At 62.7% G+C, this 22,145-nt stretch carries 17 protein-coding genes; 13 read left to right on the forward strand and 4 right to left on the reverse strand.

What is annotated here, in order from left to right; genetic code table 11:
- Positions 1-282: 282 nt before the first annotated feature.
- The gene (locus AC07OO_RS00240) at positions 283-2,058 is read right to left on the reverse strand and encodes an ABC transporter ATP-binding protein (RefSeq protein WP_495080051.1); all 1,776 of its coding nucleotides are present in this window, start codon (positions 2,056-2,058) and stop codon (positions 283-285) included.
- A 44-nt stretch (positions 2,059-2,102) separates the two neighbouring features.
- On the opposite strand from AC07OO_RS00240, the gene AC07OO_RS00245 reads away from it, so the two are divergent.
- Both AC07OO_RS00245 and AC07OO_RS00250 read left to right on the forward strand, forming a co-directional pair.
- Positions 2,103-2,723: an LON peptidase substrate-binding domain-containing protein gene (locus AC07OO_RS00245; RefSeq protein WP_495080052.1), complete on the forward strand. Its 621-nt coding sequence runs from the start codon at positions 2,103-2,105 to the stop codon at positions 2,721-2,723.
- Between the two features lie 164 nt (positions 2,724-2,887).
- A complete protein-coding gene (locus AC07OO_RS00250) occupies positions 2,888-3,565 on the forward strand; it encodes a carbonic anhydrase (RefSeq protein WP_495080053.1) in 678 nt (225 codons plus the stop codon).
- Positions 3,566-3,582: 17 nt separating this feature from the next.
- Here AC07OO_RS00250 and AC07OO_RS00255 read toward each other — a convergent pair whose 3' ends face one another.
- Positions 3,583-4,017 (reverse strand): hypothetical protein, encoded by a 435-nt coding sequence (locus AC07OO_RS00255; RefSeq protein ID WP_495080054.1) that lies wholly within the window; start codon positions 4,015-4,017, stop codon positions 3,583-3,585.
- 158 nt (positions 4,018-4,175) lie between these two features.
- On the opposite strand from AC07OO_RS00255, the gene AC07OO_RS00260 reads away from it, so the two are divergent.
- The 10 genes from AC07OO_RS00260 (at position 4,176) to AC07OO_RS00305 (ending at position 15,870) form a co-directional block, all read left to right on the forward strand.
- Positions 4,176-5,012 (forward strand): helix-turn-helix domain-containing protein, encoded by an 837-nt coding sequence (locus AC07OO_RS00260; protein WP_495080055.1) that lies wholly within the window; start codon positions 4,176-4,178, stop codon positions 5,010-5,012.
- An 87-nt stretch (positions 5,013-5,099) separates the two neighbouring features.
- Positions 5,100-5,945, forward strand: coding sequence for a thymidylate synthase (locus tag AC07OO_RS00265; RefSeq protein WP_495080056.1), 846 nt, complete (start codon positions 5,100-5,102; stop codon positions 5,943-5,945).
- 15 nt (positions 5,946-5,960) lie between these two features.
- Entirely contained in the window at positions 5,961-6,461 is a 501-nt protein-coding gene (locus AC07OO_RS00270) for a dihydrofolate reductase (protein ID WP_495080057.1), read from the forward strand.
- 3 nt (positions 6,462-6,464) lie between these two features.
- The gene (locus AC07OO_RS00275; protein WP_495080058.1) at positions 6,465-7,064 is read left to right on the forward strand and encodes a DUF4337 domain-containing protein; all 600 of its coding nucleotides are present in this window, start codon (positions 6,465-6,467) and stop codon (positions 7,062-7,064) included.
- A 36-nt stretch (positions 7,065-7,100) separates the two neighbouring features.
- Positions 7,101-9,305 carry a sensor histidine kinase gene (locus AC07OO_RS00280; protein ID WP_495080059.1) on the forward strand — a complete coding sequence of 735 codons (2,205 nt, stop codon included), beginning with the start codon at positions 7,101-7,103 and terminating at the stop codon, positions 9,303-9,305.
- A 53-nt stretch (positions 9,306-9,358) separates the two neighbouring features.
- The gene (locus AC07OO_RS00285; RefSeq protein ID WP_495080060.1) at positions 9,359-11,671 is read left to right on the forward strand and encodes a PAS domain-containing sensor histidine kinase; all 2,313 of its coding nucleotides are present in this window, start codon (positions 9,359-9,361) and stop codon (positions 11,669-11,671) included.
- Between the two features lies 1 nt (position 11,672).
- Positions 11,673-13,298, forward strand: coding sequence for a PAS domain-containing sensor histidine kinase (locus tag AC07OO_RS00290; protein WP_495080061.1), 1,626 nt, complete (start codon positions 11,673-11,675; stop codon positions 13,296-13,298).
- 8 nt (positions 13,299-13,306) lie between these two features.
- Positions 13,307-13,696: a response regulator gene (locus AC07OO_RS00295; RefSeq protein WP_495080062.1), complete on the forward strand. Its 390-nt coding sequence runs from the start codon at positions 13,307-13,309 to the stop codon at positions 13,694-13,696.
- A complete protein-coding gene (locus AC07OO_RS00300) occupies positions 13,693-15,429 on the forward strand; it encodes a putative bifunctional diguanylate cyclase/phosphodiesterase (protein ID WP_495080063.1) in 1,737 nt (578 codons plus the stop codon). Before AC07OO_RS00295 ends, AC07OO_RS00300 begins: the two co-directional genes overlap by 4 nt.
- 33 nt (positions 15,430-15,462) lie before the next feature.
- A complete protein-coding gene (locus tag AC07OO_RS00305; protein ID WP_495080064.1) occupies positions 15,463-15,870 on the forward strand; it encodes a response regulator in 408 nt (135 codons plus the stop codon).
- A gap of 3 nt (positions 15,871-15,873) precedes the next feature.
- On the opposite strand, the gene AC07OO_RS00310 is transcribed toward AC07OO_RS00305, so the two are convergent.
- Positions 15,874-19,164 (reverse strand): ATP-binding protein, encoded by a 3,291-nt coding sequence (locus AC07OO_RS00310; protein ID WP_495080065.1) that lies wholly within the window; start codon positions 19,162-19,164, stop codon positions 15,874-15,876.
- A 98-nt stretch (positions 19,165-19,262) separates the two neighbouring features.
- Positions 19,263-21,191: a M61 family metallopeptidase gene (locus tag AC07OO_RS00315; RefSeq protein WP_495080066.1), complete on the reverse strand. Its 1,929-nt coding sequence runs from the start codon at positions 21,189-21,191 to the stop codon at positions 19,263-19,265.
- A 165-nt stretch (positions 21,192-21,356) separates the two neighbouring features.
- On the opposite strand from AC07OO_RS00315, the gene AC07OO_RS00320 reads away from it, so the two are divergent.
- Positions 21,357-22,136 (forward strand): exodeoxyribonuclease III, encoded by a 780-nt coding sequence (locus AC07OO_RS00320; RefSeq protein ID WP_495080067.1) that lies wholly within the window; start codon positions 21,357-21,359, stop codon positions 22,134-22,136.
- Positions 22,137-22,145 lie beyond the last annotated feature (9 nt).

Below are 22,145 nucleotides of genomic sequence, written 5' to 3' on the forward strand. Positions count from 1 at the left end.
GTTCTGGTTAGCGATACACCGTTGTGTCGTGTCCTGGTGCCGAAAGGTTCAAATGACATTTCAAGCGCCAGGCTTTGACCGACCACTGGCATGACTCAAGATGCGGGCCAGAAAAAAACTTCAATGAAATCAACGCACTACCGGTTTAGCCAGGGGTGCTGGTGTCGGCCATTCCCGACAAACCGCCCCCTGAGGCCAAAAAACCCTTATGAATCAACGCCTTGCCTTGTCGGCTTGGCACGACATTCGGCGACATTACGCGACAACCGGTGAGGCAAAGTCTCAGTGGGTGCGCTCCCCGGTCTGCAACCGCCACAGCGCCGCGTAGCCGCCATTGCGCGCCACCAGCTCGTCGTGTGTGCCGCTCTCCACAATGCGGCCAGCCTCCAGCAGGTGGATGCAGTCGGCTTGGCGCACGGTGGACAGGCGGTGGGCGATGACGATGGTGGTGCGGCCCTGGCTCACCACATCCAGCGAGCGCTGGATGGCGGCCTCGGTCTCGTTGTCGACCGCGCTGGTGGCCTCGTCCAGTATCAAGACCGGTGGGCTCTTCAGGATGGCGCGGGCCAGGGCCAGACGCTGGCGCTGACCACCGCTGAGCTTCTGACCCCGCTCGCCGATGCGGGTGGCAAAGCCCAATGGCAATTGGTTGATGAATTCGGTGCACTCCGCGGCACGAGCCGCCTCGGCGATGGCCGCATCGCCGGCGCCGGCGGCGCCATAGGCAATGTTCTCGGCCACGGTGCCGTCGGTCAAAAAAGTGTCTTGCGACACATAACCCACGGCGCGGCGCAGGTCTTGCAGGTTCAGTCCGTCGATGGCCTGGCCATCCAGCAAAATGCGGCCCGACTGGGCGGTGTAGAAGCGCAGCAGCAGCTTCACCAGTGTGGATTTGCCCGAGCCGGTGGAGCCGACAAAGGCTGTGGTCTTGCCGGCGGGGATGGTGAGGTCAATGCCCTGCAGCGTGGGCGTATCGGCATAGGCAAAACCCACCTGCTCAAAGCGCAGTTCGCCCTTGACCTTGTCCGCCGGGAAATGCTGGCCTTCGTAGGGGATGTTGATGGGCGTCTGCAGCAAGCCCATGGCCCGGTCTATGGAGGACATGGAGCGCTGGTACATGTCTGCCACCTCGGCCAGGCCGGTCAGCGGCCACAGCAGGCGCTGGGTCAGGAACACCAGCACCGAATAGGCACCCACGGCCAGTTCGCCCTGTATCGTCAGCCAACCGCCATACAGCAGCGTGGCAGTAAATCCGGCCAGGATGGCGGTACGTATCACTGGCGTGATGGCCGAGCTCAGGCGGATGGCGCGGGCATTGGCCACGCGGTAGCCGTCACTGGCCTGGGCAATGTGCTCGGCCTCCCTGTTTTCGGTGGCGAAGGCCTTGATCGTGGCCAGGCCCAGCAGGTTGTTGTTGAGCCGGGCGCTGACATCACCCGCCGCCTCGCGCACCTCGGTGTAGCGCGGCTCCAGCCGGCTCTGGAACCAGAAGGCGCCGAACAGGATGGCTGGCACCGGCAACAGCGCGATCAGCGCAATGCCGGGCTGCAGCGCAAAGAACACGGCACTGATCATCAGCGAGGAGCAAAACACCTGGATGATGCTGTTGGCCCCGCCGTTCAAGAAGCGCTCCATCTGGTTGATGTCGTCGTTCAATATCGACATCAGGTTGCCGGTGCGCTGGTTCTCGAAATAGGCCATCTCCAGCTTCTGCACATGGCGGTAGGTGTCCAGCCGCAGGTCGTGCTGGATGTCTTGCGCCAGGCCGCGCCATTTCAGGTGGTACAGGTATTCAAACAGCGACTCCCCGCCCCAGATCAGCACATTCAAGCTGCCCAGCACCAACAGTTGGTGCCAGGTGCTGGTGATGCCGAAGTCAACGAGGATGTGCTTTGCCAGAAAGCTCTGGTCGCCCTTGACGACCACATCCACCGCGGCGCCGATCAGCACCTCGGGCAGGATGTCGAAAAACTTGTTGAGTACCGAGTACAGCGATGCGAGGCGTATGTCGCGGCGGTATTGGCTGGCATAACCCAGCAGCTTTTGTAGGGGGTGCATGGCCGCTATTGTGGCCGAGGGCTTTGCGTACCTAGAATGCCCGGATGCCCGACGACCCACTAACCGGAACACAGCGCATTCCCCTGTTCCCTTTGTCCCAGGGTTTGCTGCCCGATGGCATGCTGCACCTGAACATCTTTGAAGTGCGCTACCTGGACCTGATCAAACGCTGCCAACGTGAGGCCAGCCCTTTTGGCGTCGTGGGCTTGCTGCAAGGGCATGAAGTGCAGGTTCCCGAGGAAGTCCCGCAACTCCATCGCATAGGCACCCTGGCCCACTTGCAGCAAGTGGACACCGTGCAGCCCGCCCTGCTGCAGATCGTGTGCCGAGGCGGACTGCGCTTTGCGCTGGACGGCCACGAACGCGGGCCCTTTGGCGTGTGGTACGCGCAGGTGCGGTATCTGCCGGAGGACCAACCCGAACCCATTCCTCCCGACCTGCAGACCTTGGCCAATATGTTGGGGCAGTTGATTGCCGATGGGCAGCAGGCCGGCGTGCGCCAGGCGCTGCCCATCTTTGCGCCTTACCGCCTGGATGAATGCGGATGGGTGGCCAACCGGTGGACCGAGTTGCTGCCCATCCCGGCAGACGCCAAACAGCAGTTGCTGGCGGAACCGGATTCTGTCCAGCGGCTGCAACGCATCGCAAGTTTCATAGACCTATAAAAAGTGTGACGAAATGCATCCGAGCCGATATAGTGGCCTGCGGTCGGCCACTTGGGGAGTCAACAGGTCGATCGAAGCCTTCACTTCACAATCATTTGAAAAAAGAGGAATTCACCATGTGCTACGTTTGCGACGCAGAACGCCGGTCTTCCCGGCGCGGTTTTTTGTCTTTGACAGCAACCGGAGCCCTGGCCGGGCTGGGCTTGTCGGCGGCGCCTGCCTTTGCCGCCAGCGGCAAGGGCACCAGCCTGACGGCCGATGAGGCCCTGGCCAAACTCAAGGAAGGCAACGAGAAATACATCAAAGGCCCCGAACTCTGCGCAGCACAGCTCAATACGCAGCGTGAGCACGTCGCCAAGGGCCAGGCGCCTTGGGCCACGATTGTGTCCTGCGCCGACAGCCGCGTGCCCCCCGAACTGCTGTTTGGTGGCCTAGGTCTGGGTGAACTCTTTGTGGCCCGCAACGCCGGCAATATGGCCGTTGACAGCGCGACCATGGGCACCATCGAATACGGCTCGGGCGTGCTGGGTGTTCCGCTGATCGTCGTGCTGGGCCATGAACGCTGTGGCGCCGTGGCCGCGGCCTGCGAAGTGGTCGAGAAGAAGACCAAATTCCCCGCATCCATCGGACCCATGGTCCAAGCCATTGTCCCCGCGGCCAAGGCCGTGCATGGCAAACCCGGTGACTTTGTCGACAACGCCGTACGCGAAAGTGCCAAGCGCACCGCCACCCGCATCGCCACCAAGAGCAGCATCGTGGCTGGCCTGATCAAGAGCGGAAAGGTCCAAGTCGTAGCCGGCCGCTACGACCTGGAAGACGGTCGCGTCGAGTTCTTCAGCTGACAAGGCGGGGAGAAGTTTCACCACGCGTGCGCAGGCTGCAGCTTGCGCGCGCCGATCCACTCCAGTTCGGTCAGCACGCCCACAAAGACCGCCTGCACAACCAGGAACACCTCGCCCCAGACTGTGGGCGCCAGCGCACCACTGGCCAAAAGGCCCACGCAGCCGAGCACCCACGCGATATTGCCGGCGATCAGCAGCCAGACCGGGGCGGCGGGTATGGTGCGGCGGCTGGCAGTCCAGGCGACGAGCAGCACAACCGGCACCAGGAACAAGCCCGACCAAAACAGCAGGCTTGCCGGCAGACCCAGCAAGGGCGCCAAGGCCTCGGACAACTCGCACTGCAGCAATGCAGTGGCCGCACAGGAGACCGCATCCACCCACAGCACCCGGCGCAGGAAATGGGGCGAGGCAAAGATGGAAGACAGCGCAGAAGAAGGGGAAGCATTAGACATGGCGAACTCCTTGGATTGACAACGGTTAATACCCTCTGACACCTCCCGCGGCTGGGCCGCTTTGCGGTGTCTGGGGGTAATCATGGCCACGCAGGCGCCACAAGGCCATAACGTGGGAGGTAATGGGCGCACGCCGCGGCACGCCTTACCATCGCGCCATGACTGCCACCACCAGCCCCCACCCAGCGGCCCGCACACCGCATCCGGCGCCACAGCCCTTTGGCGCGCACCTGCGGCACTGGCGCCAGCACCGGCGCCTGAGCCAATTCGACCTGGCCATGGACGCGGCCATCTCCACCCGCCACCTGAGCTTTGTCGAGACCGGCCGATCCGTGCCCAGCCGCGAGATGGTGCTGCGCCTGTCCGAGCGGCTGGACATCCCCTTGCGCGAACGCAACACGCTGCTGGTGGCTGCCGGCTATGCCCCCATGTACCGCGAGCGCCCGTTGGACGACCCGGCGCTGAGCCCCGCCCGCCAGGCCGTGGAACTGATCCTGAAAAGCCACGAACCCTACCCGGCCCTGGCCATAGACCGGCACTGGAACCTGGTGGCCTCCAACAGCGTGGTACCCCACCTGCTGGCCGGCGTGGACCCGGCCCTGCTGCAAGGCCCTGTGAATGTGCTGCGACTCAGCCTGCACCCCCAGGGCCTGGCGCCGCGCATTGCCAACCTGGCGCAGTGGCGCGCCCACCTGTTCGAGCGCGTGCGCCACCAGATCGCCGCCAGCGCCGACGCCACACTGGCCGCCCTGCTGGACGAGCTGCAGGCCTACCCCGTGCCGGATGGTGCGGATCTGCACCTGGATGGCGAGCATCCCGGCGTCGTCATGCCCTTCCAGTTCACGACGCCGCAGGGCGTGCTCAGCTTCATCAGCACGGTCACCATCTTCGGCACGCCAGTGGATGTGACGCTGCAGGAGCTGGCCATGGAGACCTTCTTCCCGGCGGACGACTTCACCAAGCAGGTTTTACAAGCCCTGGCCGCGCAGGGCTGAGCGGTTCGGCGGGGTGAATGCGAGGGTGAAAGCGGGGGTGCTGCTAAGCACTAGAATTTGCCGATAACCCGCCGCACCGCACACAGCATGTCCAGCCCCACACCCCCACGCCCCGTCCGCTCCCAATACGAAGACTTCATGCGCCACGTGTACACCACGGGCGTGGCCAAGACCGACCGCACCGGCACCGGCACCAAGAGCGTGTTTGGACACCAGATGCGCTTCGACCTGAATGAAGGCTTTCCGCTGGTCACCACCAAGAAGGTGCACCTGCGCTCCATCATCCAGGAGCTGCTGTGGTTCCTGACCGGCTCATCCAGCAACAACTGGCTCAAGGAACGCGGCGTCACTATCTGGGACGAATGGGCCCGTGCGGACGGTGACCTGGGCCCCGTCTATGGCGTGCAGTGGCGCAGTTGGCCCACACCCGACGGCGGCCACATCGACCAGATCGCCCAAGTCATCCAGACGCTCAAGAGCAACCCCGACTCACGCCGCATCATCGTCAGCGCCTGGAACGTCGCCGACCTGGACAAGATGGCCCTGATGCCCTGCCACGCCTTCTTCCAGTTCTACGTGGCCCCCGCCACCGAGCCCGGCGGCAGAGGCAAACTCAGTTGCCAGCTGTACCAACGCAGTGCCGACATCTTTTTGGGCGTGCCCTTCAATATTGCCAGCTACGCGCTACTAACCCATATGGTGGCCCAGCAATGCGATCTGGATGTGGGCGACTTCATCTGGACCGGCGGCGACTGCCATATCTACAGCAACCACCACGAACAGGTGGAACTGCAACTGAGCCGCACGCCATTCGCCTACCCCACGCTGCAGATCAAGCGCAAACCGGACAGCATCTTCGACTACCAGTATGAGGACTTCGAAGTGCTGGACTACCAAAGCCACGGCGCCATCAAGGCGCCGGTGGCGGTATAGCCCGGGGCGCCACACATGCAATTGCACATCATCTTCGCCAAGGCCCGCAACGGCGTAATCGGCAAGAACAACACCCTGCCCTGGCATTTACCGGAGGACATGGCCCACTTCAAGCGCACCACCATGGGCTGCCCCGTCATCATGGGGCGCAAGACCTGGGACTCGCTACCCCTGCGTTTTCGCCCCCTTCCGGGGCGCGCCAACGTCGTCATTACCCGCCAAGATGCCTGGAACGAAACAGGCGCTCAGCCCTCGTACAGCCTTCCTGAAGCGCTCTCATTTTGTGAGCAATTTCCGCACGTATGGGTGATGGGCGGTGCGCAGATCTATGCCCAGGCGCTGCCCTATGCAGACACCGCCGTCGTTACCGAGATCGACGCCGATTTTGAAGGCGACGCGTTTGCTCCACAATTCGGCCCACAGTGGCAGGAAACCAGCAGGGAATCCCACACTTCGGTCAACGGGCTGAGCTTCAGCTTTGTGACCTATCGCAACCCAGAACCTTTAGGAAAATAAGAAATGTCAGGACACGGATTTCACGTACACGGCCCGCACGACCATGAGCTGGAGCACGCCCAGCAGGGCGGCGGTGGTCACGGCGGTCATGACGGCGGCGGCATGATCAACCAGATCGCCATGTTCACCGCCATCATTGCCACCATTGGGGCTATCTTCGGCTACATGGGCGGCGCCACCCAGGCCAATGCCGGGCTGTACAAGAACAACGCGGCCATCAAGAAGACGGAGGCGTCCAACCAGTGGAATTACTTCCAGTCCAAGAGCACCAAGCAATCGCTGGCCGAAATGTCGCGTGACCTCTCCACCAAGGAAGAGGACAAGGCGAAGTACCAGGCCAAGGTGGACCGCTACGAGAAGGAAAAGGCCGAGATCAAGGTCGGTGCCGACAAGCTGGAAGCCGAAGCCACCGAGTGGGACCACAAGAGCGATGAGCAAATGCACCAGCACCACCGCTGGGCCCAGTCCACCACCGTACTGCAAGTCTGCATCGCGCTGGCCGCCATTGCACTGCTGACCAAGAAGAAATGGTTGGAATACGGCATGTTTGCCGCAGGTGTGGCCGGTCTGGCCGTAGGTGCGGCCGCTGCCCTGCACTACTGAAGCCGCAGCCCGAGCCCCGCGCACTAAAGCCCCCTCATGGACGCATTTGACGAGTCAGGCTTCAGCAGCGCGACCTACAAGGTCTTGTACCAAATCGCCGAAGGGGCGACAAGGGAAGAGACCCTGTTTGAATTCTCCGGCACCTTGCACCGCCTGCTGGCAGAGCTGATACCGGCCAAAAACCTGTACCTGTGCTTGCTCAGCGACCAGCCGGGCCGGCTGAACTTTCCCTACTACGTGGACGAGCGCGACGGCGACTCCATGCAGGAGCTGGACGTACCCATGCGCCGCGGCCTGACGGAGTTCGTGCTGCGCAGCGGCGTAACCGAGCTGATCAGCGCCGAGCGGTATGTAGAACTCCAGCAATCGGGCGAAATCACCGAAGCCACCGGTGATCTGAGCTTCAGCAGCTGGCTGGGCGTGCCGCTGCACATCAAGGGCAAGATTGGCGGCGTATTGACTGTGCAGAGCTACGATGCGGACGTGATCTACAGCGCCTCCGACGTGCGCCTGCTGTCCTTCGTGGCCCGCCATGTCAGCACGGCGATCGAGCGCAAGCAGTCCTACGACGCTCTGCGCACCGCGCACATGGAGCTGGAGCGTGAGACCCAGCAACGGCGCCAGAGCGAGGCCCTGTACCGTGTCTTCTACCAGCTGTCGGTGCAGGCAGCCCAGGGCGATTCGTTGTACGACTTTTGCGCCAAGGTGCACGAGTTGATCGCCCAGCTCATGGTGGCCCCCTGTTGCTTCATCAGCCTGATCGACCTGGAGCGCAACGTCAAAAACTACCCCTATGACGTGCACCCCGCTGACGAAAATTTCTTCGAGAACGAAGACGTCCCCATGCGCCTGGGTTTGACCGAATTTGTGTTCGCCACCGAGCTGCCCCAACGCGTGGATCAGGCCCGTCTGGTCCAACTCAAACGCGATGGATTGGTGACCCAGGCCCTGGGCGATTTGAGCTTCTCCGCCTGGCTGGGCGTGCCACTGCGCATACGCGGCAGCGTCGACGGCGTGCTGGCCATCCGCAGTTACGAACCGGGGGTGGTCTACACCGAGACCGACGCCGAGGTACTGGCCCACGTGGCCCACCATGTCAGCGGCGCCATTGCCCGCATGCAAGCGTCCGAAGCCGTACGCCGGTCAGAGCTGGCGCTGCGCCGCACCACCTTTGAGCGCGAGGCCATGCTGAACACCGCCCTGGTGGGCATCAGCTTGAATGTCAAAGACCGCATCGTCTGGGTCAATGAGAAGTGTGCCGAGATGGCGGGCTTCCAGCGCGACGAGTTGATGGGCCAATCGCCGCGCATTTTTTACGAGTCCGACGAAATCTACGCGGCCGAACGCGCCCGGTCCGAGGCCAGCCTGCGCGAGCACGGCACCTACAGCGGCGAGCGCTACACGCGCAGGCAGAACGGCGAAAAGATCTGGGTGCTGCTGGCCGGCCGCTGCGTAGAGGGCAACGACCCCGACGCCGGCGTCATCTGGACCCTGCTGGATGTCACCGCCCGACGCCAGGCCGAAGACGATATCCGCGAGGCCCTGGAGCGTCAGCGCGAGCTCAATGTGCTACGCACCCGCTTTGTGGCCATGACCAGCCACGAGTTCCGCACGCCGCTGGCATCCATACTCTCGTCAGCCGAGCTGCTGCGCTACTACAGTGACCGCGTATCGGCCGCCGAGCGCGACAACATGCTGCAATCCATAGAGGCCGGCGTGCAGCGCATGACGTTGATGCTGGACCGCATATTGCTGATCGGCAAGGCCGAGGCCGAGATGCTGGAGTTCAATCCCAAGCCCATCGACCTGAAGGAGCTCTGCGAGCAGTTGATCAAAGAGGCCGCGCTACAGCATGCCGATGCCAAAAGCAGCATCACCCTGGATTGGCAGCTGGCGCCCGGCCCCGCAGCATTTGATGAAAAGCTGTGCCGCCACATCTTCAGCAATCTGCTGTCCAACGCCTTGAAATACTCACCCGAAGGCGGCGCTGTGCAGATGCGTGTGCACGCCGCGGCCGAGGGCGGCAAGACCGTGTTTGAGGTGCGCGACCAGGGCATTGGCATACCGGCCGACGAGGTACACCATTTGTTTGACTCCTTCCACCGGGCCAGCAATGTGGGCGCCATTGCCGGCACGGGCCTGGGTCTGTCCATCGTCAAAAAATCGGTCGACTTGCATGGCGGCACCATCGCCGTCAGCAGCACAATAGGCCAAGGCACCTGCTTTACCGTGACCCTGTAGGAAGCTAAGCTCAGACATCCACGCAGCCCGCCCCCACCAGACCTCCGTACACCATGCCAAACGCCCCATCCGGATCCGGCTCAAGCCCTGCCGCTGAAGGCCAATCCAGCCTGCAGAGCCTGCAACAGACCGTGGAGCGGCTGCAAGCACGGGAGAGCCACCTGCTCAATCTGCTGAGCCTGGCCCGCGATGCCGTAGTGGCCATGGACACCCAAGGCATCGTCACCGACTGGAATCCGGCTGCGGAAAAAATGCTGGGCTTCAGCCGCGAAGAGGCCATTGGTGCCAAGCTGTCGACGCTGATCATTCCCGAAGCCCAACGCGCCGCGCACGAAGCGGGGCTCAAGCGCTTTCTGGCCACCCGCAAGCCCACGATACTGAACCAGTTGATCGAGGTAGAGGCGCAGCACCGCGATGGCAACCTGATCGCCGTGGAACTGGCGGTCTGGTCCTTCCCATCCGGCCAGAGCCTGGGCTTTGGTGCCTTCATCCGCGATATTTCCGACCGGCGCGCAGCGCAAGAGGCTATCCGGTTGTCGGAGGATTTCAACCGGGTCGTCGTGGAACACCTGGGTGAAGGCATGTGCATCAACCAGAACGGCGTGGTGCTCTATGTCAACCGCATGGCACTGGAGATTCTGGGTCGGCCGATGGAAACAGTTGTCGACCACAGCATACTGACCTGGATACACCCCGATGACCACGAATACATCACCGAACTGCGGCGCCGGGGCCGTGTGGGTGAGTCTGTGCCAGACCGCTTCGAGATACGTTGCGTGCTGCTGGATGGCAGCGTGCGCTGGTTGGAGTTGCATGCGTCCGTGATCCCCTGGAAGGGCCAGACGGCGACCATGACCTTCTTCTCCGACATCACGGAGCGCAAGACGATGATCGACACGCTGCACCGTTCGGAAGAGCGCTACCGGCTGGTCATCGAGAACGTTGGTGAAGGCATGATTGTGCTGCAGGGTGAGCACATCGTCTTTGCCAACCAGCGGGCCGCCGAGATTGCCCGGATCTCGCACGAAGAATTTTTGTCGGTGGGCTTCTTGCACCGGGTACACCCGGACGACCACGCCATCATCCAGGAGCGCCGCCGCCGGCGCCTGGCAGGTGAAGATGTCATCAACCACTACCAGATCCGGCTGAAACAGCCCGATGGCGAAGTCCAGTGGTTGGAGATTGGCGTCACCGTGGTGCCCTGGGAGGGCCAGCCCGCCACACTGACCTTTTACTCTGACATAACCGACCGCAAGATGCTGGAGGAAGAGCTGCACCGCTCCTCATCCGAGCGCGAAGCCATTTTGAACAGTGCCCTGGTGGGCATCGTCTTCTCGCGCAACCGTGAGCACGAATGGGTCAACGACAAGTTCACCGAGATGGTGGGCTATAGCCGCGAAGAGCTGATCGGCAAGTCCTCCAAGATGGTCCATGCCAGCGAGGCCCAATGGCAGGTGGTGGGACCGCAGACCCGCCAGGCCCTGGCCACGCAGAGCAGCTACACGGCGGAGCGCCAGCTCAAGCGCAAAAACGGTGAATTGTTCTGGGTCCACTTGGCGGGGCGCTGCGTGCGCCCGCAGGACCCGGACTCCGGCGTCATCTGGACCTTTCTGGACATCACTGAACGCAAGCAGGCCGAACAAGAAATACGCGACGCGCTGGACCGGCAAAAGGAACTCAACGAGCTGCGCTCGCGCTTTGTGGCCATGACCAGCCACGAATTTCGCACGCCGCTGGCAACCATCTTGTCGTCGGCCGAGCTGCTCAAATACTACGGCGACCGCCTGCCGGCGCAGGAAAAGACCGAGGTCATACAAAGCATAGAAAGCAGCGTGCAGCGTATGACCCGCATGCTGGACCGGGTGCTGTTGATTGGCAAGGTTGAAGCCCAGATGCTGGAGTTCAAACCTGCCCAGGTCGACCTGGTGCAACTGTGCCTGGCCCAGGTGGAAGAGGTCCGCACGCAGTTGCCCGACTCGCCCTGCACAGTGCGCACCGAGTTTGCGGACGGCATTGGGGTAGGCCTGTACGACGAGAAACTGCTTGGGCATATCTTTGGCAACCTCTTGTCCAATGCCATCAAGTATTCGCCGCAAGGGGGCGAGGTGGGCTTCAAGGTATACCGCCAAGGATCGGACACCGTATTTGAGGTTTCGGACCAGGGCATAGGCATTCCTAGCGACGAGATCGCCCATTTGTTTGAGTCTTTCCACCGCTCCAGCAATGTGGGCAACATCCAGGGCACGGGCCTGGGTCTGGCCATTGTCAAGAATTCGGTGGACCTGCATGGCGGGCGCATCGAGGTGCGTAGCGAGCAGGGCCAGGGCACCTGTTTCACGGTTCGGCTGAATACCACGGAGGCCTGACATGCAAGCCCCGGTCGGCGCCGGCGTCATCGACACCCAACGGGTACCGGTGAGCTACGCCTTGTTGGGTGCGGCCGTTTTCTTTGTGCTATTGGGTGCCAAGAATTTCTGGGAGCAGGAGTATGTGACGGGCGGCCTGTGCGTGGTCGCCATCGTCGTGGCGCTGGTCTATGCCCAAGCCATCTACCGCGCGCGGCCCCAGCCCATGTCGGACGTGGTGCTGATCACCATCGCCGTCTGTGTGCTGACCGTCACCATAGACCGGCGCGGCCTGGTGGGCGTGTTGTGGACACCCCCGCTGATGCTGATGATGCACCTGGTGACGCACAAGCGTGCGTCCGCGACCTTCGACGCAGCGGCCACTCTGATTGCAGTGGGCATGACCTACCATCAGTTTGACGGCGCCACCGCCTTCCGTGTCAGCGCCATTCTGCTCATCAGCAGCGCCTTTGCCCACATCTATGCGCGCATCATGGCAGGCCACCAGGCGCTGCAGGAAGAGCAACGCCAGCACCTGGATCTGATGGTGCGCTGCGCCAATGTGGGCGGGCTGGAGTGGGATGCGCAGTTGCAACAGATGCAGGCCTCGCCGCGGCTACTGGAGATGCTGGGACGCCCGCCCGAGGCCAACCTGGCGGATTGGAACGAGCTGGACTGGGTGCACCCGGATGACCGCCAGCGCATGGCCAACGACTTTCTGAATCTGGTCGGCAGCCGCGCCCAACCCGGCGAATCGCGGCAGACCCAACCCCACAGCTTCCGCTTGCTGACACAGCAGGGCGACACGCTGTGGGTGCATGCCGAGGCCATAGCCGTCGCCGCGCCCGACGGCAGCACGCAGAAGTTCATCGCCACGTTCTTGGACGTGACCCAGTTGCGTGCCGCCGAGGCCGACACCCTGGCCGCACTGAATCGCCAGAAAGAACTCAACGAACTGCGTGCGCGCTTCGTGGCCATGGCCAGCCACGAGTTCCGCACGCCGCTGGCGACCATCTTGTCGTCGGCCCAATTGATCAAGCAGTACCAGGACCGCTTGGCCGCGAAGGACCGTGAAGAGCTGTTGCAAAGTGTGGAAACCGGTGTGCAGCGCATGACGGCCATGCTGGACCGCATTCTGCTGATCAACAAGGCCGACGCCCAGATGCTGGAATTCGAGCCCGAGCCGTTGGACTTGGCCGCCCTGTGCCAGGCCATCGTGCAGGAGGTGGAGCAACAGCAAGCTGCCACGCCCGCCAGCAGCATCAGCACCCAGTTTGAGCTGCCGGACCCCAAGGGCAACTACGACCCCAAGCTGTTGCGCCACATCCTGGGCAATCTGCTGTCCAATGCCGTCAAATACTCGGCTGGGCGGGGCTCGGTTGTCTTTAGAATCTACGACGAAGCGGCGAAGACCGTATTCGAAGTCTGCGATCAGGGCATCGGTATCCCGGCCGCAGACCTACCTGAGTTGTTTGAGCCCTTTCACCGGGGCAGCAACGTGTCGGATATCAAGGGAACGGGACTGGGCTTGACCATCGTTAAAAAATCGGTAGAAATGCATGGCGGCGAGATCGCGGTGCAAAGTGAGCTTGGGCGCGGCACCTGCTTTCGTGTCACACTGGCACCCGGCATTCCATCCATTGTTTGAGGCTGCACATGGCACGCATACTGGTCATTGATGATGAAGCCCCGATTCGCGAAAATCTGGTGCGTTTCTTGATGCTGGAAGGGCACCAGGTGATACAGGCAGTAGATGGGCGTCTGGGCCTGGAGGCCATACGCGAACACAAACCCGATTTCATCTTCTGTGATGTGATGATGCCCCACATGGATGGCTTCGAGGTGCTGGCAGCCACCCACTCTGACCCCGCACTGCGTGGCATCCCCTTTGTGTTCCTGTCCGCCAGTGCCGAGCCTGAGAAGCTGGAGGCCGCATTGCAACAGGGCGCTACCGGCTACGTGACCAAACCCTTCAACCTGGCCAATCTGCGCCAGTTGCTGGCAACGCAGTTGGCCAAACTTCCTACCCAGCCCCCTACCCCATGAGCCACCGCATCGTTATTGCCGAAGACGAAGCCGACATCCGGGCCAATCTGACCCGCTTGCTGACGCTGGAAGACTATGAGGTGTGGGCCGCCCCCAATGGGCGCGAGGCCCTGCAACTGGTGCGCCAACACCTGCCCGACATCGTGCTCAGCGATGTCATGATGCCCGAGATGACCGGCCACCAACTGGTGCAGGCCTTGCGCGCCGACCCGCTGACCGCCCACATCCCCACGGTGCTGCTGACGGCCAAGGCCGACCGCAGCGATGTGCGCGAAGGCATGAACCTGGGCGCCGACGACTACCTGACCAAGCCCTTTCAGCGCGATGAGTTGCTGGACTGCATCAAGGCCCAATTGGAGAAGGCCGCCGCCCTGCAGTTGGCAGCCCGCCAATTGGCCAGCCAGGCCCACCAGATGGCCCACTTCGACGCGGTCACCAGCCTGCCCAACCGCAGCCATTTGCTGCTGCTGCTGGGGCAGGCCCTCAAAGAGCAAAAAGGCCATGGCCCGGCCATGTGGGTCGTTGGCCTGGACAGCCTTCCGCAGATGGCGCAGATCATGGGGGTGGGTCTGCTGGATGACGCGGTGCGCCAGATGGCCCAGCGCCTGAGCTTGCTGGCCAACGGCTCCGAACACTTGGCGGAAATCCGCCACACGGTCGGTCGGCTCGGCGAAGACCGCCTGGCCCTGCTGGTGCCCAGTTGGCCCTCCGGCCGCCCCTTGGACGCCTTGGCCCTGGCACTGCTGGACACCATGTCGGCCGCCATCAGCCTGGAGGGCCAGGAGCAGTTCCCCGTGGTTTCTGTGGGGGCCTGCGCCCAGGCCATGGAGGGCGAGCGGCCCGATGCCATGCTGGCGCGGCTGGACATTGCTCTCTCGGCCGCACGGGCCCGCTCGGCCCAACGCATGGTCGTGCATGAGCCCTCCTCCACGTCCGACCTGTCGGCCACCTTCCGCCTGCACAACGACCTGCACCGTTCGGTCGAGCGCGAGGAATTGCAAGCCTTCTTCCAACCCCAGGTCATGGCGCAAGACAGCAGCCTGATCGGCTTCGAGGCGCTGATGCGTTGGCGCCATCCTGACCTGGGCCTGGTCTCGCCAGTGCGCTTTATCCCCATTGCGGAAGACAACGGCCAGATCGTGCCCATGGGTGCCTGGGTGATGCAAGAGGCCTGCAAGCAGGCCATGCAATGGCAAGCCCATATGCCCCAGGGTGCGATACCCTTGCGCGTGGCGGTCAACCTGTCGTTGCGCCAGTTCAGCGATCCCCACTTGCTGCACCATGTGCGCTCGGTGCTGGAGAGCACGGGACTCAACCCAACACAGCTGGAGCTGGAGATCACCGAGAGCACGGCCATGCTCGACCTGCAGCACACGCTGGATGTGCTCAAGCAACTCAAGGCCCTGGGCCTCAAATTGGCCATTGACGATTTCGGCACCGGCTACTCCAGCCTTGCCTACCTCAAACGCTTCCCGCTGGATGTGCTCAAGGTTGATCAGTCCTTTGTGCGCCAGCTCTGTACCAACCGCGAAGACCAGGCCATTGCCGGCGCCGTGATCACGCTGGCGCACAGCCTGGGCCTGGATGTGATTGCCGAGGGCGTGGAAACCGAAGACCAGCACGTGCTATTGCGCGACATGGGCTGTGACCAGATCCAGGGCTACCTGCACGGCAAACCCATGCCAGCCGCGGATGTGGCGCAGTGGTTGACCAACCGCGGCAAAAATGCCTGACGCGACACGGGGCCCCAGCCAAGGAGGAGCGAATTGATCAACCCGACCGATGCCAAGATTCTGGTGGTGGAAGACCTCAATGAGATGCGCGACATCGTGCGCCGCCTGCTGGGGGTTTTGGGGTTTGCCCATGTGTCAACCGTGACCAACGGCTTTGAGGCCTGGGAACAGTTGCAGATCAATAACTACGACCTGGTGCTGTGCGACTGGAACATGCCCAAGATGTCCGGCCGTGAGCTGCTGGAGAAAGTGCGCGCCACGCCCGCCTTGCACCACCTGCCCTTCATCATGATCACCGGCGAGAATGCCGCCGACATGGTCAAGAACGCCATCGCTGGCGGCGTTACCGACTTCATTGTCAAACCCTTTACCGGCGCCCTGCTGGAACACCGCGTCAAACTGGCGCTGGGGCATGCTCGCCCTCCGGCGAAAGTCCTGTAAGCGCTAACCCTTGCGCACGCGCGGCAGGCACACGGTGAACACCGTACCCTGGCCCAGCTTGCTGTCGACCGCAATACTGCCGCCGTGCAGGTCCACCGAGCGTTTGACGATGGCCAGTCCCAGGCCGGTGCCCTGGATGTTGCCGACATTGGCTGCACGGTGGAAGGTTTCGAACAGGCGCGGCAAGTCCGCCTCCGGGATACCGATGCCCTGGTCGCTGACCTTGAAGGTGAAGGCCTCCTCACCACAGTGCACGTCGAAGCCCACCGTACCCCCTTGGGGTGAATACTTGACGGCATTGGACAGCAGATTGCCAAAGATGTGGCGCATCAGCTTTTCGTCAAAGTGCCCCTGCACTGCGCCTTCACCGCGGACGGTGAACTCCATGCTGTGGCGCAACGGCCCTGCGCCGCTCAGGTCGGACTGCTGCTCCTGCACCATCGCAGCACACAAAGCTTCCAGGTCCATGGGGAGCGGCTTGTATTCCATGCGCTCTTCTTCGTCCTTGCCAATGACCAAAATATCTTCCAACATCTTCGTCATGCGCTTGACGGCCAGCGCGATGGAGCCAAACAGTTCGGTGCGCTCAGCGGCGGGCAATCGCTCGTAGTAGTGGGCCAACAGGTCGGTGGACGACAGGATGGTGGCCAGCGGTGTACGGAACTCGTGCGAGGCCATGGACACAAAACGTGACTTCAGCTGGTTGAGCTCCTTCTGTTTTTCCAGCGAGGTCCGAATGTCTTCCTCGGCCTGGCGGCGCTGCGTAATGTCGCGTATGAAGGCGCAGAACTCAAACTTCTCCGGATTGTCCAGCGTGACGCGGGTGATGGCCAACTCGATCGGAAACTCGCGCCCGCTCTTGTGCAGCGCACTGATCTCGATGCGCCGGTCTATGACGGTGGATGCCCCCCCACCCATGTAGCGGGCCATGCCGCGCAGATGGGCCTCGCGGTGTTGCTCCGGGATGATGGTCTGGTGCAAGGGCTGGCCCAGTGCCTGTTCCGAAGTCCATCCAAAAATATACTGGGCCTGGGTGTTCCAGCCAACGATGGTGCCGGTGGCATCGACGCGGACCACGGCGTCCAGTGCAGTATCGACAATGCCCTGCAGCTTTTGCTTGTTTTCGGCCAGCATGTCCAATGTGGCGCGCATCTCCTGCGTGCGCTGCGCGATGCGGGCCTCCAGATCGTTGTTCAAGGCCTGCAGTTCGTGGTCAATGCGCTCGCGCTCGGCAATGTCCTGCACCAGTTGCGCCTGGGTCTGCCGCAGTTCGGTGTTGGCCTGGTCCGCCTCGCGCTGCGCGGCGGCGGCCGCCGCATAGGCGGAGGCATTGTCCAGCGCAATGGCACCGTAGGCACATAGCGTGTGGAAGATGGAGCGTTCCCGTTCGCCATAAACCTGCGGATTGGGCGACTGAATGGTCATCACGCCCAGCAGGCGCTCGCCCACCATCAAGGGGGCGTACAGCAGACTGCGGGTGGGCAGCGTACCCGGAATCCAGCTGCTGGTGATCTTGCCCAAGGGCACCTCCACCAAAACCTCCTTGCGCTCGCGGGCGCAGCGGGCCGAGACCGCCTTGGGGCTGTCCAGCGCCACGCGCGACAGCGGCAATGGCGCGCCAGCTTCTATGCCGAAAGCCATTTTGAGAAAGGGTTCGTCGGCCTCCATCAGGTAGACCGCAAAGGCTGTAGCGTCCAGCAGCTCGTGCACATGGCGGTGCAGTGCGTCGAACACTGCAGCGGCATCCAGGCTGGCCGTGATCTCGCGCCCGATGGTGCCCAGGGTTTCCAGCGTGGCGGCCGTGTCTTTCAGTGTGGCGGCCAGCTTGCGGTGGTGCTCGGTATCAGCCCGGGCCTGGTCTACCTGCTGGCGCACCTGCAAGGCCAGGGCGCGTTGCTGAGCCTCCAGGCGGCGCGACTTGTTGCGTGCCGCGCTGGCAGCCAGCGCATTCTTGTAAGCCGCCTCGAAATTGCCCGCTGCGGCATGGGCTGCGGCAACCTGGTCCAGCAGCTCGGGCGACACGTCGTATCCGCCGATGGTTGCGGCAATCCCCAGCGCCTGGTCCAGATAGCGCAGGGCCGCTGCGGGTTGGTCACCCACATGCATGCGGGCAAAGATGCGCAGTATCTGGATCTGGCCTTCTGCACTGCCCTGCTGCTGGGCCAGGGCCAGGGCCGCCTCGGCCTTCGCGTGGGCTTCCGGCAGACGGCCCAAGTGGAACAGCGCACTGGCCTGGCCGCGCCAAGCCTTGATGGCCAAGTCCGGCTCTGCCTCGGTACGGCCATGCTCTTCCAGCTTGGTAAACGACTCCAGCCCGGCCGCGTAATCACCCACGTCCAGCGCCAACTGGCCCAGATTACCCAGGCCCAATTCGTAGTTGCGCGAGCCTGCCTGCGCCGCCATCAGCACCAGCGCCTCTTGCAGGTATTGGCGTGATTCGTCGTGCCGGCCCAAGAGGCGCATCACATCGCCCAACTGCATCAGGCAAAAGCCTATGCTGGCGGGCCAGTCCGTCGTGCGGGCCAGTTCCAGGGCGCGCTCGCTCCACTCCAGCGCAGCATCCAGATCGCCCAGGGTGGCAAAGGACTCGGCCGCATTGGTGACCGACACCAGAGCCTGACGCACCTGGCCGCTGTCCAGCGCCGCGTGGTAGGCCACCAGGTCGTGCTTGATGGAACCACCCGGGTCATCCGTCAGCCCGGCTACATTGGCTCGCGCGGCCGAAGCCCAGGCCAGCACTGCCACCGGCAATGCCTGCTCCAGCGGGAACTGGCGCTGCAGTTCGGCCGCAGTCGCCACGGGTTCGCGAAAGGATGCATTGACCAGGCTGCGCGCTGCGGTGGCGGTTTGGCGCACCGTGTCTTGCGTGGTCTGGTAAGCCGCGGCCGCCTGGGCCAGGCACCCGGCCACCTGCAGGCTGTTACCACGGTCCACGCAGATGGAGGCTTGGAGCCAATGCGTGTCACCCAAACCGACTGCATCCTGCAAGCGGCCAAATTCGGCAGCGATGGCCTGCGCCATGTCGTGGGCCGTCTGCCCATCGCCAAACAGCAGCTTGATCTCTGCCCGCAGCAACTGCAACCGCGCTAGGTGACCCGCACGCTCGGCCTCCGGCAAATCAGTTTGCCGCAGCAGGCCCTCTGCCTTGAGTGCCATCGCCAGCGCGCGCTGGCAATCGCGTTGGCGCAGGTGCCAAGCACAGGCCACGGTCAGCGCCAGGCTGGCCTCGCCCTGGGCCATCGCCAGGGTGTGTTCCAGCGAGGCCAGGTCTTCGTTGACTATGAATAATTCCATCGCCGGTCAGTGGTGGGATTGGATTGGCATCATACCTAGGCGAAGGGGCTGGGGACTTTTGACTCGACCGCGGACACGCACACTCGGCCCATTGCCTATTATTTGAAGGCTGTGAGAATCTCCGTCAGCCGATCCGGCATGCTCTCGATGCGTTCAAGCTTGGGATAGCGCAGGCCTCCGCGGTAATCGATTTTCACCGTCTTGTAGCGGTCTTCAAATTTGACCAGCAGCTCCACTCCGCTGCCATCCTTGGCTTTGGTAATGGCCTCGCGCAGCAGCTCGGCCTTGTAGCTTTCGGAATTGACGGCCACCAGTTGCATGGAAGCGGTCAGGCCGGCCTTGAATGCCGGTCCGCCCCATTTCAGCCCCATGAGCTTGCCGTCCTTGTCCACACCAAAGCCCAGCGAGTAGTAGAAGTCGTTGCTGCGCTGCGCGGCTTCGCTGGCCTTGGCCGCATCGCTCTGCTTCTCGGTGAACGCGAGCTTCCAGCCACCGCGGGTGATTCCGTCCAGTAGTGTGGCGTTCGAATGGGCGTCCAGTCGCTGGCGCAGGAAACCGGCCCAGTCGAATGGCACAACCGCATTCAGCGCCTTGACAATATCGTCCATGCCATAGGTCAGCGCAGTGACGCGGCCGTCCTCCATACCAAAAAACGCCTTCGCCAGGTCGTTCAGGCTCTTGGCACCCTGCGTCAACTCGCGAATCTTGGTGTCGGCATCCAGCCAGATCATCTGGCCTTCGGTGTAGTACTCCTCGCGGCGCTGCCAGTCCGACCAATCCAAAGGGCCACGGCCGCTGATGATGGGATCGCTGGTGGTGTCCTGCAGATTGCGCCATGCGCGCCCGCCACGTGTGTCCAGCGATGCGGCCGTCATCGCCAGGCTGTCCAGTGACTCGGCCACCGACACCACGCCCGACCGTGCCGCCAGCACAAAGCCCCAGTATTGGGTTTGTCCTTCATACATCCACAGCAGACTGTCTTGCATGGGGGTGTTGAAGTTGGGCGCCAACAAGTCCGCAGGGGTGCGAAACTTGCCGTTCCACGAATGGCTGTATTCATGGGGCAGCAGACCGCGTTTGTCGGTCTCTTTCTTCCATTCGGTCAGGTAGTTGGCGCGCACACCGTTCTCGCTGGATTCGGCGTGCTCCAGTCCTATGCCGGAAAAGCGCTCACTCAAGGCCAACAGGAATTCGTAGCGCGCAAAGTGACGCGACCCAAACAAGCGATCCGCCTGGCGCACCAGATTCTGGTAGGCAGAAACCTGCTCGGGCGTGATACCCAGGCCGGAAGGCGTGTCGGCAAACAGCGTCAGGTAGACAGGGACTTTGTTTTCAGCATCAAGCGTGATGCGCTTGGTGTATTTGCCGGCCCACAGCGGAGAGTCCACCAGGCGCTCCAGGTTGGTCGGCCGGAACACCAGGCGGTCGCCCTCGCGCTTGGCCACGTCCAGTGCGCTGGCCGCCTGCCAGCCGCTGGGCAATTTGGCGCTGACCTGGGTTTGAATCGCAGACGCGTAATGCCCGGCTGGGTACAGCACCACCGTGTTCCACTGCAGCCCGATGATTTCCTGCGTCATCACTACACGGCCCGTAGTCGGGGAAACAGGAGACAAATGCTGGAACGCAATGTTGAGCGTGCTGACACCGTCGGGCACTTGCAGATGGAAGGCATAGACGTCCACCGTGTCGCGTGTCCATTCAAGCGGCTTTCCGTTGGCCGTGATCTTCAGGCCGGCCATGGTTGTCACCGCGCCAAAGGGAGAATGCTTACCAGGCAGCCAGCGCGGGTACAGCAGCGTCAGCGCACCGGGCTTGACGGGCAAGGTTTCGCGCACTTCCATGATGCGGCGATCCAGGTCGGTCAAGTCAACGTCGACGGTAATGGCTCCCACATAGGGCGCGTCCACAGGCGCGGCAATGCGGGAAGGCAGGGGTGCGGCCGGCTGCGCGGCAGCCAGGTTTCCATACAGGGCCAAGCACAAGGCAAACAGCCTTGCACCGCGGTGAACAGACGAGAAAAGTGTCATGGTGTTGGAAGTTGTAAACATCAAGCGCACTGGCCTTGCCAAGCGTTGGAAGGAATGTGCGGATGGCGTATCGGCCCCAAAGCGGGCAAGTATCGCATCGCCGGCAACCCACTGAAAATCCGGTAGAAAATCAGACCCCACCTCGAATTGAATGAAAGTACCCCGATGAAACTTGCCACCTGGAATGTCAACTCCCTGAGCGTGCGCCTGCCCCAGGTGCTGGACTGGTTGCAGGCCAATCCAGTCGATGTGCTGGCCATGCAAGAGCTCAAGATGACGGACGACAAGTTCCCCAAGGACGCGTTTGAAGCGCTGGGCTACCACGCGCAGTGGTTTGGGCAGAAGACCTACAACGGCGTGGCCCTGCTGTCACGCACGCCGGCCAGCGACGTGGTGAAGAACATTCCCGGCTTTGACGACGACATGGCCCGCGTGATTGCAGGCACCGTGGACGGCATCCGCGTGGTAGGGGCCTATTTCCCCAATGGGCAGGAACCCGGTAGCGAGAAGTTCGAATACAAGATGGAGTGGCTCAAGGGCCTGCGCCAGTGGATCAAGGCCGAGCTGGAGGTGCACCCCAAGTTGGTGCTGATGGGCGACTACAACATCACCTTTGATGACGACGACGTGTGGGACCCGGCGGGCCTGTTTGAGACCATCCATTGCACCGAAGAAGAGCGCTACCACCTGCGCGCCCTCATCGCCCTGGGTCTGCACGACAGCCACCGGCTGTTTGAGCAGCCGGCCAAGAGCTATTCGTGGTGGGACTACCGCAACGCCGGCTTCCAGCGCAACCGTGGTCTGCGCATAGACCACATCCTGGTCAGCCACGCGCTCAAGCCAGCGGTGCAGGCCTGTGCCATCGACAAGCTGCCCCGCAAGAATGAGCGCCCCAGCGACCACGCGCCAGTAGTCGTTACGCTGGGACCGCTATCAGTTCAATAGCGTCCTACG

This window comes from Rhodoferax sp. GW821-FHT07G04, assembly GCF_059418585.1.